At 71.1% G+C, this 12,539-nt stretch carries 11 protein-coding genes; 4 read left to right on the forward strand and 7 right to left on the reverse strand.

The window, feature by feature from the left end:
• Window positions 1-15 precede the first annotated feature (15 nt).
• A complete protein-coding gene (locus ACNYC2_RS13165; protein WP_419707448.1) occupies window positions 16-669 on the forward strand; it encodes a hypothetical protein in 654 nt (217 codons plus the stop codon).
• Between the two features lie 19 nt (window positions 670-688).
• Here the strand turns inward: ACNYC2_RS13165 and ACNYC2_RS13170 are convergent, their stop codons facing one another.
• Both ACNYC2_RS13170 and ACNYC2_RS13175 read right to left on the reverse strand, forming a co-directional pair.
• A complete protein-coding gene (locus ACNYC2_RS13170; RefSeq protein WP_419707449.1) occupies window positions 689-1,948 on the reverse strand; it encodes a hypothetical protein in 1,260 nt (419 codons plus the stop codon).
• Between the two features lie 79 nt (window positions 1,949-2,027).
• The gene (locus ACNYC2_RS13175) at window positions 2,028-2,759 is read right to left on the reverse strand and encodes an SDR family NAD(P)-dependent oxidoreductase (protein ID WP_419707450.1); all 732 of its coding nucleotides are present in this window, start codon (window positions 2,757-2,759) and stop codon (window positions 2,028-2,030) included.
• Between the two features lie 177 nt (window positions 2,760-2,936).
• Between ACNYC2_RS13175 and ACNYC2_RS13180 the strand changes: the two genes are divergently transcribed.
• Window positions 2,937-3,578, forward strand: a complete 642-nt coding sequence (locus ACNYC2_RS13180) for a ricin-type beta-trefoil lectin domain protein (RefSeq protein ID WP_419707451.1) — start codon at window positions 2,937-2,939, stop codon at window positions 3,576-3,578.
• Window positions 3,579-3,614: 36 nt separating this feature from the next.
• Here the strand turns inward: ACNYC2_RS13180 and ACNYC2_RS13185 are convergent, their stop codons facing one another.
• A complete protein-coding gene (locus ACNYC2_RS13185; protein ID WP_419707452.1) occupies window positions 3,615-4,091 on the reverse strand; it encodes a heme-degrading domain-containing protein in 477 nt (158 codons plus the stop codon).
• A gap of 123 nt (window positions 4,092-4,214) precedes the next feature.
• Here ACNYC2_RS13185 and ACNYC2_RS13190 point away from each other — a divergent pair, with 123 nt between their 5' ends.
• The gene (locus ACNYC2_RS13190) at window positions 4,215-4,640 is read left to right on the forward strand and encodes an ANTAR domain-containing protein (RefSeq protein WP_419707453.1); all 426 of its coding nucleotides are present in this window, start codon (window positions 4,215-4,217) and stop codon (window positions 4,638-4,640) included.
• A 50-nt stretch (window positions 4,641-4,690) separates the two neighbouring features.
• Here the strand turns inward: ACNYC2_RS13190 and ACNYC2_RS13195 are convergent, their stop codons facing one another.
• Window positions 4,691-6,592, reverse strand: a complete 1,902-nt coding sequence (locus tag ACNYC2_RS13195; protein WP_419707454.1) for a glycoside hydrolase family 76 protein — start codon at window positions 6,590-6,592, stop codon at window positions 4,691-4,693.
• Between the two features lie 375 nt (window positions 6,593-6,967).
• On the opposite strand from ACNYC2_RS13195, the gene ACNYC2_RS13200 reads away from it, so the two are divergent.
• Complete coding sequence (locus tag ACNYC2_RS13200) at window positions 6,968-8,902, forward strand: HNH endonuclease (protein WP_419707455.1); 1,935 nt, start codon at window positions 6,968-6,970, stop codon at window positions 8,900-8,902.
• 98 nt (window positions 8,903-9,000) lie between these two features.
• Here the strand turns inward: ACNYC2_RS13200 and ACNYC2_RS13205 are convergent, their stop codons facing one another.
• From ACNYC2_RS13205 to ACNYC2_RS13215, 3 genes are all read right to left on the reverse strand, one after another.
• Complete coding sequence (locus ACNYC2_RS13205; RefSeq protein WP_419707456.1) at window positions 9,001-10,095, reverse strand: GntR family transcriptional regulator; 1,095 nt, start codon at window positions 10,093-10,095, stop codon at window positions 9,001-9,003.
• Window positions 10,096-10,183: 88 nt separating this feature from the next.
• On the reverse strand, window positions 10,184-11,227 hold the full coding sequence (locus ACNYC2_RS13210) for a glycoside hydrolase family 76 protein (protein WP_419707457.1): 1,044 nt from the start codon (window positions 11,225-11,227) through the stop codon (window positions 10,184-10,186).
• Between the two features lie 47 nt (window positions 11,228-11,274).
• Complete coding sequence (locus ACNYC2_RS13215; RefSeq protein WP_419707458.1) at window positions 11,275-12,528, reverse strand: ABC transporter substrate-binding protein; 1,254 nt, start codon at window positions 12,526-12,528, stop codon at window positions 11,275-11,277.
• Window positions 12,529-12,539 lie beyond the last annotated feature (11 nt).

A 12,539-nucleotide genomic window follows, 5' to 3' on the forward strand; every position in this document is an offset into this window, starting at 1 on the left:
GCCTAGAGTCAAGGAATGTTTCCCTGGCTCGAGATCGCCGGGTGGACCGGCTCCATCCTCGTCGTGCTCTCCCTCACGCAGGCGCGTGTGCTCCGCTTCCGCTGGCTCAACCTCATCGGCTCGCTCGTCGCGACCGCCTACAACGCGATAGTGGGCATCTGGCCGTTCGCCGCCATGAACGCCGCGATCAGCCTCATCAACATCTACTGGTTGTGGCGCCTGAACCGCGAGCGCCACGACGCCGCGGTGTACGAGGTGATCGAGGTGGCACCCGACGACGCGTACCTGCTGCACGTGCTCCGCACCCACGCCGCGGACATCGCGGGCGTCGCACCGGGGTTCGTGGCGCTGCCCGGACCTGGCGAGGAGCGTTCGGCGTTCCTCGTGCAGCGTGGTGACGAGACCGTCGGGGTCGTGGAGGTGCGCGACGCCGGGGACGGCACCGGCGTCGTCGAGCTCGACTGGGTGACCAAGCGGTTCCGCGACTTCACTCCCGGCGAGTTCGTGTACCGGCGCAGCGGGATCTTCGCCGCGAAGGGGTTCCGGCGCGTCGTGGTGCCGCAGGTCGGACCCGGGGAGCTCGCGTACCTGCGGAGCGTGGGCTTCCGCCCCGAGGGCCCCGACGGCGGGGCGTGGGTGCGGGACGTCGTGGTGGAGAGCGGGCGCTGACGTCGGTGCCCGGCACTCGTCATCCCGACGGCGTCGGAACCGGCGGGAACGTGACTGCCAGGGGATGCGGCACCGCGATGGCGCGGTCGGGCTTCCCGGACCCCGCGGGCCTCGCACCGCCCGGCATCCAGACCAGCGCCGGACGGGCGGGGGCGTCGCCGGTGCGGTCCCGGAGCCATGCGGCGCCCTCCTGCGCCCACGTGAACCCGGGCCGCCCGAGGGCCGCGCGGTAGATCTCGCCGGCGCGAACGGGGTGCCGTTCCGCGAGGTCGCGGAGTGCGAAGTCGGGGACGTCGCCCGTGTCCAGGAGCTCGGAGACCTGGCGCACGGTCGCCGGGCTGATCGGCGACGTCGAGCCGTGCAGGTCCGCGAGCATCCCGTAGCAGGCCCCGAGTACGCGTAGCCCGTGGACCGGGTGGTGCACGGGGTACCACGTCCCGCCGTCGGACCGCCCCTGGTCCAGGGCCTCGCGCAGGGCGCAGAGGTCGCGCTCCAGCGGCAGGCTCGGCCACCACGACTCCCACGTGCCCGACATCTCCCACAGCCGGTCGAGGTCCTCGACGAGCCGGGACGCCACCCCGGCCACGCCCTGCCCGCCGAACAGGCGCAGGAACTCCTGGTGCTGCGCCGCGAGGGCCACGTGTGCCCGCTCGAGGATCGCGGGGTTGCGGAACGGCAGCGCCGGTGCGCTCCGGACCAGCTCGGCCATCAGGCCGAGCATCGCCTTCCGCTCTCCCTGCGCGTAGAGGTCGACGGCGCCCACCAGCATCCAGAACTCACCGACCGGGAGGGCGTGCCCGGCCAGGAACCGCCCGGTCCGCAGGTCCGCGCGGGGCAGCGGAGCCTTCGGGTCGACGTGCAGCGTGTACTCCAGGTCGTCGCCGAGGCAGCGCACCCGCACCCCGCTGCCGGCGCGACGCACGATCTCGAAGACGGCGTGGATACCGCCGGCGCGCCACGTGTCGAGCAGTCTGCGGTCCCGGTCGGTCAGCTCCGCGGACCAGTCGGCGTAGCGGTCGATCAGGCGCATCCCCCGCGGGGGTGCGTCGAAGACGATCTGTGCCGTCGCGAGGGCCTGCGCGCGACCCGCGTGATGGTGCCCGCACAGCTTTCCGCCGTCGTGCTGCTCGGTCATCGCCGTCACGCGGCGGAAGTTGGCGGCGGTGCGCTCGCCGAACGGCGGGCTCGTCGCGTACTCCAGCAGCCTCGTGTACAGCCCGGACGCGTGCCGCAACGCGGACTCGGTCGGTGCGGACTCGGTGGTCTCTTCTGGTTCCATACGAACATCATCAGACACCATCCACGCCAACAAGCATGTTCATCCACAGTTCTAGGGGACGCGCTCGCTGGCGACCGGCTCAGGTGGCCTCCGGGTCCGCGCCCTGGGCCGCGCGCCCGCCGTCGACCGGCAGGACGGCGCCGTTGACGAACGCCGCCTGGTCGGAGAGCAGGAACGCCACGGCCTCGGCGACCTCGCGGCCCGTACCGACCCGGCCGAGCGGGTGCAGGGCGGCCATCTGCCGGTCGACCTCGGGATGCTCGTGCCGGTACTCCTCGTAGCGCGCGGTCTCGACGGACCCGAGGGCTACCGCGTTGGTGCGGATCGCGTCGGGCCCGTGGTCGACGGCGACCGACCTGGTCAGCGCCTCGACGGCGCCCTTAGCGGTGGCGTACGGCAGGGCGCCGCGCACGGGGCGCTGGGCCTGGTGGGACGAGACGTTGACGATCGCCCCGGCCCGCCCGTGCCGCAGATAGTGGCCGACGGCGGTGTGGCAGCCGGTGATCGCGAGCGACAGGTTCGCGGTGATCGCCGCGAGGACGTCGGACGGCGGGGCGGTGACGGGCGCGTCCCGGAAGACGGCGGCGTTGTTGACCCAGCCCGCGAGTGGCGCCCTGGCCTCCGCCTCCTCCGCGGCGCGCCGCGCTGTCGCAGGATCGCCCGCGTCACCGCTGACGAGCGTGACGTCCGGGGCCGCCCAGGTCAGCGTGGCGGCCAGGTCGAGCACCACGACGGGCCCCTCCGCGGCGAGCCGCTCCACGATGGCGCGCCCCACACCCTGGCTGCCGCCGGTCACCACGAACGAACGCACGGCCCTTCACCTCCGACGACGCGTACTCGGTGCCCCCGATCGCCGAATCTACAGTCGTCGGCAACCCCCTGTCGGGTCAGGCGGTGCCCGCGACCCAGTAGGGTGCGGCTCGTCCATGCTGACTCCGGCGGGCGGTGGCGCCGTCGGCCCGGGACGCCGTCGGGCACGAAAGGAAACGTGAGGGTGTACGACCAGGTCGCACCACGCCGGCGCGTGCCGGTGGCGGTACTCGTGTGGGTGCTCGCCGTCCTGCTGGGGCTCGCGGCGGTGATCGGCACGGTCTGGGTGCTGACCCGCGACGTCGCCGATCCGCGCAGCGCGCCCACGCAGAGCCCTGCCCAGGGCACGACGGCGTACGCGCCGGGCCCGAGCCCGTCCGAGGCTTCCGCGAGCCCGGACCCGTCGCCCACCCCGAGCGAGGCTCCCCCGGAGCCGACGGTCGTCGCGGTGCAGGGCTCCGCGTCCGGACGGTGTCTCGACGTGCCCGGGGGCGCCCCCGTCGACGGCGCCGCCCTGCAGATCTACGACTGCAACGGCAGCGCGGCCCAGCAGTGGACAGTGTCCAGCTCCGGAGAGCTGCGCGCCCTCGGAACGATGTGCCTGGACGACCAGAGCGGCGGGGCGGCCGGCACCGCCGTCGCCGTCTGGACCTGCCACGGCGGCGCGAACCAGCAGTGGGCCCCGCAGGCCGACGGCACGGTGCGCAACGTCGCGACGGGTCTGTGCCTGGACGTCTCAGGGGCGGGCACGGAGAACGCGACGCCCGTCATCGTCTACGACTGCCATGCCGGTGACAACCAGCGGTGGTCGACGTCGTGATCGCCTGAGGCCGACGACCGGTGGCCACGCCGCCGGCTAGGACGCCGCGAGCTCCCGCAGCGCCTCGACGACGAGGGCGTGGTCGTCCTGCTGCGCCAGGCCGGACACGGTGACGACGCCGACGATGCCCACTCCCGCGACACGCACCGGGAAGGCTCCGCCGTGCGCGGCGTACTCCTGGAACAGCAGGCCGTGGTCGGCGTTGAAGTCGACCCCCTTCGCCCTGGCCCGCAGCCCCACCAGGTACGAGGACGCCCCGAACCGGTAGACGACCCGCACCTTGCGCTTGATCCAGGAGTCGTTGTCGGGCGTCGTGCCCGGCATTGCCGCGTGGAACACCTGCTGCGTGCCCTTGCGGATGTCGACGACGACGGGCAGGTCTCGCTCGGTCGCCAGCTCGACGAGCCGGGAACCCAGGCGCCAGGCCTCCTCATGCGTGAACGTGGTCAGGACAAGCTCAGCCTCCTGCGCCTCGACCTCGGCGACGGCTGTTTTGACATCCGATTCGGTCATGCCCCCATACTGCCCAATATCCGCGAGCGATGAGGGCCTGTCCGAATCGTCCGAAGTGCTCTATGCTCGGGATGTCGGAGTCATGAAGCGGCTCCCGGTCCGCAGCGGATCTGGGAGGTTCACATGCGATTCAACGAGACTCGAACCACCTTCGCCGACGATGCCGCTGGCGGCCTCGACCCCGACACCAGCTCCCCGAGCCGCGTGGACGATGTCGTCTCACCGGCCCTCGTGGGCGAGGCGATGATCGAGCGAGCCAAGAGCTTCGTGGTCGTGGCCAAGCGCGTCGACGACGACGAGGCGGCCCAGATCCTGCTCGACGCCGCCGACAAGGCCAACGTCCCGGTCCGCGTGGCGGCCGATCAGGTCATGACCGCCCTGGAGCAGGACGACGTACGCGACGGCATCACGCCGGACATGCTGGTGCACGCGCTGGACTGCGTCCGACCGGTGGAAACTGCGCCGAGCGGGGATCCCGTGCCGACCGTGCAGTCCGGACCGGCAGACCCGGCCGACCCGGCGGGCCACCCGGCGCCCCAGGCGGCCTGACCCCATCCGGGGGCCCGTCGCCGGGGCCCACCGGATGGCGGCCAGGTCAGTCAGGACGTGCCGAACTCCGCGGCGACGTGGTAGACCCCGCCGCCCCAGCCGTCCTCGGGGAAGGCGTCGGTCACCCTGATGTACACGGCCTTGTCCGGGCCGAGATGAGGCGTCAGGTCGAGGGTGTGGTCGGCCTTGTTGGAGCTGTCCCTGATCGGCTCGTCCTCCGTCAGCACGGTGGTCCAGCTCTCGCCGTCGGGCCCGACCTGGACGACGTACTGGTTGTCGATGGTCAGGGTCGCCTCGGCCGACGTGGCCTCGGCGGGGAACGGGAACCGGTAAACGAAGTGGCTGGTGCCGTCCGCGAACCGGCTCCCGACGTGGCTCAGCCCGGAGCCGCCCGCGTCCCAGAGCCAGGCGAGCTCCTGCGTCGACCCGGCGTCGAAGTCGATGGTGCTCGCCACCTGGATGGTGACCCGGGTGGTGTAGCTGAGGCCGGGACTCGCCGTGACGGTCACGGTGAGCGGGTAGCTGCCGTCCGGTGCGTTCGCGGGCACCGTGACGTCCAGCGGGATGCTCGCCCGCGCGGGCGTGCCGTGGCCCGGCGGGACCAGCCGGACCCGGCTGCGGGCCGGATCCACGGTCCAGCCGCGCGGACCGCTCACCCTTACGTCCGCCCGCACGGGCCGGCGCCCCTCCGACGTCGCGGCCACCTCCACCTCGGTCCGCGCTGACGACGTGGCGCCCCGGCTCGGCATCACCACCAGCTGCGTCGGCGACATCGTCGCGGACAGCGACCGGCTCGGGGCGTCCTGCGGAACGTCGGCGATCAGCGCGCTGAGCGCACTGGCCTGGGTGCGCCAGTCGAAGACGTTCGGCGAAGCCGTGGTGCCGGCCCCCGACCAGCGCAGGCCGAGCCGCTCGGCGGAGTCGCGGTCGTTCGCCCAGATCGTCTCCGCCTGCCGGTCCACGAACTGCGCGTAGCGCGCGTCGCCGGTGGCGTCGGCCAGCTCCGTGAAGTAGCGCATGAAGATGCCCTTGAACTGCTTCTGGTTGTCGTCGCAGGTGCGGCCGAGCGGATCGCAGGACTCGGTCAGCACCCCGTCCGTCGTCAGCGCGTCAGAGTCGAGCGCCGCGTCGGCCAGGCGCCGCGCGGCGGCGAGCAGCTCGGCGTCACCCGTCGCCCGGTACAGCTCCAGGGCCGCGCCGATGCCGAGGCCCTGGTTGTAGCTCCACACCGTGTCGCGATTGTTGGCGCAGGCGTCGGTCAGCCCGTCGTTGACCAGACCCTCGGAGTTGATCAGGCCGCTGGCGGCGTACCAGTCCCAGGCTTCCTGGGAACGGTCGAGCCAGGCGGTGTCGCCGGGGATGCGGTTGTGCAGCTCGGCCGTCAGCCGGATCCACTGGCCGTTGGTGACGGCGTTCTTGTAGGTGCGCTCCTCGTTCCACCAGATCCCGCCGCCGCACGTGCTCGGGTCCCAGAACCCGTGCATGAAGTCCGCGATGGTGCCCGCCATGTCGAGGTACTTCTGGTCACCGGTCAGGTCGTAGGCGGTCACCCAGTTCAGGGCCCACCAGCCGGCGTCGTCGATCGCACGGCTCGTGAAGTTGCCGTAGATCTCGTCGGTGGAGCGTTCGCCGGCCGGGAACGGTCCCTTGTTGGTCTCGAAGCTGTGGTCCAGCACGCCGAGATAGCTCCGGTCCCCGGTGCGCTCCATGTAGTCGCCGATGGTCTGCAGGGCGACCGCGGAGTTCCACCAGCTCGAGGGGAACCAGGCTTTCTCCTCGTCGTAGGAGTCCAGCAGCACCTCGGTGGCGACCCGGGCGCGGGCGACCTCGGTGGAGCCGGCGGTCGCCGGATCTCCGGGAGGTGGGGCGGCTTGCACCGCGACCACCGGCTGCAGGCCGGCGACCACGGCGAGGCTGATCAGGACAAGGCGGATGCGACGCAGCATCGTCATCGATGAGCTCCTCCCCCAGGCGCAACGTTGCATCTGGATTCATACCAAACATATAGGAGCAAAGGGTTAAATGCACCCGTCCGTCGACAGGTGATGCAGGCGGGATCCACGTCCGCCCGTCCTTCTACGGATGGCGATGTTCGGGTGGGCGTCAGAGGCGAGGGATGGGTCGAACAAACGTCCGCAGCAATCGGGCAGTAGGGATAGTTTGTTGTTTGGAGGGGGTGGATAGACATGGGTGCTGAGCAGCACGACGTGAGGAGGCGGGCCGGAATGCACGAGGGACCGTTTCACGACCGGATGCCCGCTACGTTCCCTGACGCGGGGCCGCCATTCGAGATGCCGCTTGGCGTGTCGTCTGAGATGCCGCCTGAGATGTCGCCTGACATGTCGGGGGACATCGCGCCGGACTGGCCTCCGGAGGTCGTGCCGGTCGCGTTCTGGCCGCAGGACGTCCTGCGCCGTGCGTTGCAGGAAGCGCCCGGTGCACGGCTGGCGCGCGTGGTCGCTGAGGCTCTCGACGTAGACGGGAACCTGGAGATCGGCATGCCCCCGAACACCACCACCTCTGCGCACATCGGCGCGGACACAGACGCGGGAGAGACCACGAACGGTGACACGGCCATGGGCGGTGCGGGTGTGGGCGGTGGTGCGGGTGTGGGTTTCAGTGTCCTGGCTGACCTGTCCGACGAGGCCCTGGCCGACATGGTCGTCGCGTGTAGCCGGTTGCAGTCCTGGGTAGCCGGTGTCCAGGCACGGGTCGTAGCAGAACGCGCCGCACGCGAGACCCACCCGCTGGCACACAACTCCTTGGTCGGACAGGTCACGGGCGAGCTCGTGGTCACCGCCCCGGAAGCGACCGAGGTCGTGGTCCGGGCCGAGTCCGGCACCCAGCACCCCACCGTGATCACCGCCCTGCTCCAAGGCAGGATCGATACCCGCAAGGCACACACGCTGCTGCGCTGCGCGTCCCGGCTGACGGTCACGGAACGCGCCGACGCGATCCGCCGGTTCCTGCCCCAGGCACCGGCACGAACATGGAAATGGCTACAGGCCCGGATGCTCGCGTTCGCGAAGAACCTGCACGGCGCCTCCGCGACCGCACAGGCCGAAGCACAACGCCGCAGCGTGCAGGTCGACCGGGCAGAGAACGACATGGGCTGGCTATCCGCGTACCTACCGGCCGTGGACGCCGCCGCCGTCTGGGGCGTCGTGGACGACATGGCCCACCAACTACGCCACGTCACGGGCGAGGAACGCACCCTGAGCCAGCTACGCGCCGACTCCCTGACCGGGATCATCACCGGCCGCCTCCTACCCGCCGACCGATACACCAACCCCGACACCACCGACACAACCGGCTCCGACACAACCGGCTCCGGCACAACCGGCTCCGGCACAACCGGCTCCGGCACCGCAACTGACACGGCGACGGCGACCGGCCCCACGACCACTGCAGACGTAGGGAGCACCACGGACACACAGACCGGAGCAGAGGACGGATCGACGCGGGTCTGCACCTGCGGTGGCCGCCCGTCCGTGCAGGAAGTGGTGCAGGAGATCGTGCGACCGGTACGGATCATCCCGACCCGCCCCGTCGTCCGAGTCACGATCCCCGCCACCGCACTGCTCGGCCTGGACAACACCCCCGGGCACCTCACCGGCTTCGGGCCCATCCCCGCCGAGACCGCACGGATCATCGCGACCGACGCGACCTGGCAACGCCTGCTGACCGACCCCGCCACCGGGATCCTCCGGGACTACTCCACCACCACCTACCAACCCGGCAAGACCCTGCGCGGCGCGATCGAGGCCAGGGATGCCACGTGCACCTTTCCCTGCTGCGACACCCCGGCCGAGCGGTGCGACCTGGACCACATCCAACCCTTCGACCACCACCACAACGACGCAAAAGACACCAGCAACCGCAAGAACACCCTGGGGAGCGCGACCACCGGGCGGGGACAGACCAATGCCCACAACCTGCACGCCCTGTGCCGCAAGCACCACCTCCTCAAGACCCACGCCGGCTGGAACATCGTCCGCGACCCGCACACCGGGATGACGACCTGGACCACACCCACCGGCCGCACCCACACCCGACCACCCACCGTGCTCGACACCCACATCGACCTCGACGAGATCGACCCCGACACCAGCCACGACCTGTCCCTCCGCGCCCTGACCGGACAACGCCTACCCCGCACCTACGCCACCACCGAACCGGGCTCTGTACCGAACCACCCGACCGACTCGGCGAGCCCGACCGGCTCAACGGCCCACGCCCACCCAGACGCACCACCCTTCTGATCCGTAGATGCGTCCGGACTCGGGCGGCTCGACCGCCGCTACCCACGCGACGGGCCGAGCTCAATCCGACGAGCCACCGTTCTGAGCGAGCAGCGGCCTCAGCGCGTCGAGCTGCCCGGCACCAGCTCGGTGGGCAGCGTGACCTTGGTGACCTGTCCGGCCTCGCGGATCTGGGCGAGGACGAGGTCCACCGCCTCGTGCCCCATGCGCGACTCGTCCTGCCGGATGTGGGTGAACCGGTAGCGCGCCTTGTCGTAGAACGCGTCCGGGTGGTCGAAGCAGACGATGCCGAGGTCACCGGGGACGGTCCGCCCGGCCCGCTGCGCGGCCTCGCGCAGCAGGACGGCGATGTTGTACTCGGTCGCGACCAGGCCCGTCAGGTCGGGGTTGGTCGCGAGGAACTTCTCGAGCTCGGCGATGTCGTCGTCGGGCGCGACGCCGCTGCCCGGGACCGTGGAACGGACCTGGCGGAACTGGTGCGCCGGGTCGAACGGGATGTGGCGGGTCGCGTGCGCGGCGACGACGCCGTCGAGCCGGTCCTGCACCGTCGAGACGGTGCTCGACGCCGACACCAGGCCGACGTGGTCGTATCCGGAGGCGAAGAGGACGTCGGCGGCCTGGCGGCCCGCGGAGACGTTGTCGGAGCAGACCGACGACACCGGGACGCCGTCGAACACGCGGTCCACGATGGCTACCGGGAACGACTGGGTGATCAGCTCGAGCACCGCCGGGGGCACGTACTGCGACGAGCTCGGCTCGAGGATCAGCCCCTGGACGCCGTCGGCGACCAGCGCCCGCACCATGTCGTCCTCCGCCTCGCGGTTGCCGAGGCTCCGCTTGACGACGAGGTTCGCGACGGTGCTGGACGCGTCGAGCAGCCCGGCCAGCACCCGCGTGCCGAAGGTGTCGTCGAAGTCGGTCAGCACGCAGCCGATCAGCGGGGTGGGTCCGCTCCCGGTGCTGACGGCGTTCGTGGCGGTCTCGCTGACGACGACGGTGCCCAGCCGGGGCCGGCGGGTGATGTAGCCGTCGGCGCGCAGCAGGTCCATCGCCCGCTTGAGCGTGATGGCGCTGACCCCGAGCTGCCTGGTCAGCTCCGCCTCTGCGGGCATCCGGTCGCCGACACCGTAGGTGCCCGCATGGATGGCGTCACGGAGCTTCTCGTACACCTCGAGGTAGAGCGGCTGGCTCACTGATGCCCCTTCACCGATCGGACGTGGCCAATCAGTATGACCAATGGTTCCGCTGAATCCAGCATGGCCCACCGTATGCGGCGGGTCATCACCGCGCCTCGAGCGACGCGCGCAGCTCGAGCGCCATGACCGCGCTCAGCTGGGTCGAGTAGAACACCGGCAGCTCGGCCGGACGGCGCCAGTCACCGCCCGCCAGCAGGTACCCGTCCCGCAGGCTCGTCTCCCACAGCCGGTCGGTGCTCGTACGGACGAACTCGACCAGCGGGCCGGCGTCGGGCGACGTCGTGCCGAGCCGGCCCAGGAGCGTGCCCAGGTAGCGGTAGAGCACCCCCTTGAACAGACCCTCGTCTCCCCCGCCGCCCTCGCTGCCGACGACGCCGTCCGGCGCGAGCTCGCGCAGCGCCGTCGTGGCGGTGCGCAGCGCGCGGGCGATGAGCTCCGGTTCGTGCACCACCGCGTCGAGCGCCACCGCCGCCCCGATGTACAGGCCCTGGTTGTACGTGAAGCGCCACTGCGTGTCGACGCGGCCGTCGCCCTCGCGGTTGATGCCGTCCTCGACGAACCCGTCGGGCCCCACGAGCGTCGCGGCGATCCAGTCGAACGCCGCGGTGCCGTGGTCCAGGTACCGCGGGTCGGGGTCGTGCTGGTGCAGGCGGGCGGACAGGATGACGAACGGCCCGTTGGCCGGCGTGTTCTTGTAGTACAGCTGCTGCTTGCGCCACGCCACGCTCGCACCCAGCGTCTCGTTCCACCCGTGCTCGACGACGTGCTCCCAGAGGGCGCGGGCGTCGTCCAGGGGCTGCTGGCGCCCGGTGGCACGCGCCAGCCGTTCCAGGGCCAGCGCGTACCAGAGCATGTCGTCGAAGTAGTCGTTGAACAGGGACCCGTCGTTGCGAGCGCGCAGGTTGGCGCTCGTCGCCTCCGCCGCCGTCAGCCACACGTTGTCCCCGGTGCGCTCGAACGCGTCGAGGCGCACGTCGATGACGTGGGCGAGCCACCAGTAGTTGAACGTCGAGTTGTCCCCGACCGGGTAGGTGTTGTCGAGCAGCTGCGGCTCGGCAGTGCCGAAGAAGTGGTCGAGACTGCGCTGCGCCAGGTCGGCGCGGTCCGGCCAGGGGTTCGGGGTCGTCATGTGGCTCCTTGGGTCACTGCGGGGTCGGTGTCACTGCGGGGTCCGGGTCACTGCGCGTTGTCGGCGAGGATGCGGTCGCCGAGCTCCTGGGCCTCGGCCAGCGCCGTCCGCGCGTCGGTCTCGCCGCCGAGAAACTTCTCCAGCGCGGGGATGAGCGCCTTGCCCTCGACGTCGGAGGCGCCGGGGATGTTGGAGCGCACCTCGGCGTACTCCATGGTCTCGATGAAGGCCTGGTACCGGTCGTCCTCGGTGAAGTACGGGTCGTTCGCGGCCTCGATGTTCGCGGGGATCCAGCCGGAGATCTTCGCGAAGTCGACGCCGTTGGCCGGCTGCGTGGTCCACCACTTCATGAACTCCCAGGCCCCGTCGGGGTTCTCGGCGCCCTCCGGGATGACCAGGCCGAACCCGCCCATGCCCGCGCCCTGGTCGCCGTCCGGGCCCACCGGCGGCTGCACGATGCCGTAGTCCACGTCGGCCTCGTCCAGCGCGGTCAGCGCCCACGGCCCGTCGTACTTGATCGCCAGCTTGCCCTCGGCGAACGAGTCGACGCCCTCGCCGAAGCCGGGCTCGTACACGCCCGCGTCCAGCAGGCTCTGCCAGAACTCGAGCACCTCGAGGCCTTCCGGGTTGTTGAACGCGGTGGTGGCGCCGTCGTCGCTGAACATCTGGCCGCCCGCCTGCTTGAGCCAGATGTTGAACAGGCCCGGGTCGTCCAGCGCGAAACCGGCGACGCTCAGCTTGTCGCCGTCACGCTGGGTGGCGGCCTCGGCGGCGGCCTTGAGCCCGTCCCAGTCGGTCGGCGGCTCGACGCCCGCCTCCCCCAGGAGGTCGGTGTTGTAGAAGAGGGACCGGTTGTCCACCAGCAGCGGCAGGCCGTAGGTCCCGCCGTCGACGACGAGCTCGCCCATCGCCTGGTCGTAGAACTGCGCGGTGTCGACGCCGTCGGCCTCGATGTACTCGTCGAGCGGCGCCAGCGCGTTCTTGGGCACGTACAGCGGGGTGTTGTAGCGGTCCCACAGGACGACGTCGGGCACGCTGCCGGACGCGAGCGCCGTGAGCAGCTTCTCCTCGACGAGCTCCTGGCCCACGTACTTGACCTCGTACTCGTCCTGGGACTCGTTGAAGGCGTCCGCCTGCGCCTGGAGCTGCTTGGCCTGGTCCCCGGACCAGGAGCCCCAGAAGGTGACCTCCTCCGGGCCGCCGCCCGAACCGCCGTCGGCCGCGGCGCCGCAGGCGCTCAGGGTCCCGGCCAGTACCGCCGCCGCGGCGAGTGCCCCGGCCATTCGTGTCGCACGCTTCATGACGCTGCTCC

The organism is Promicromonospora sp. NFX87, assembly GCF_048564965.1.
Lineage (GTDB): Bacteria > Actinomycetota > Actinomycetes > Actinomycetales > Cellulomonadaceae > Promicromonospora.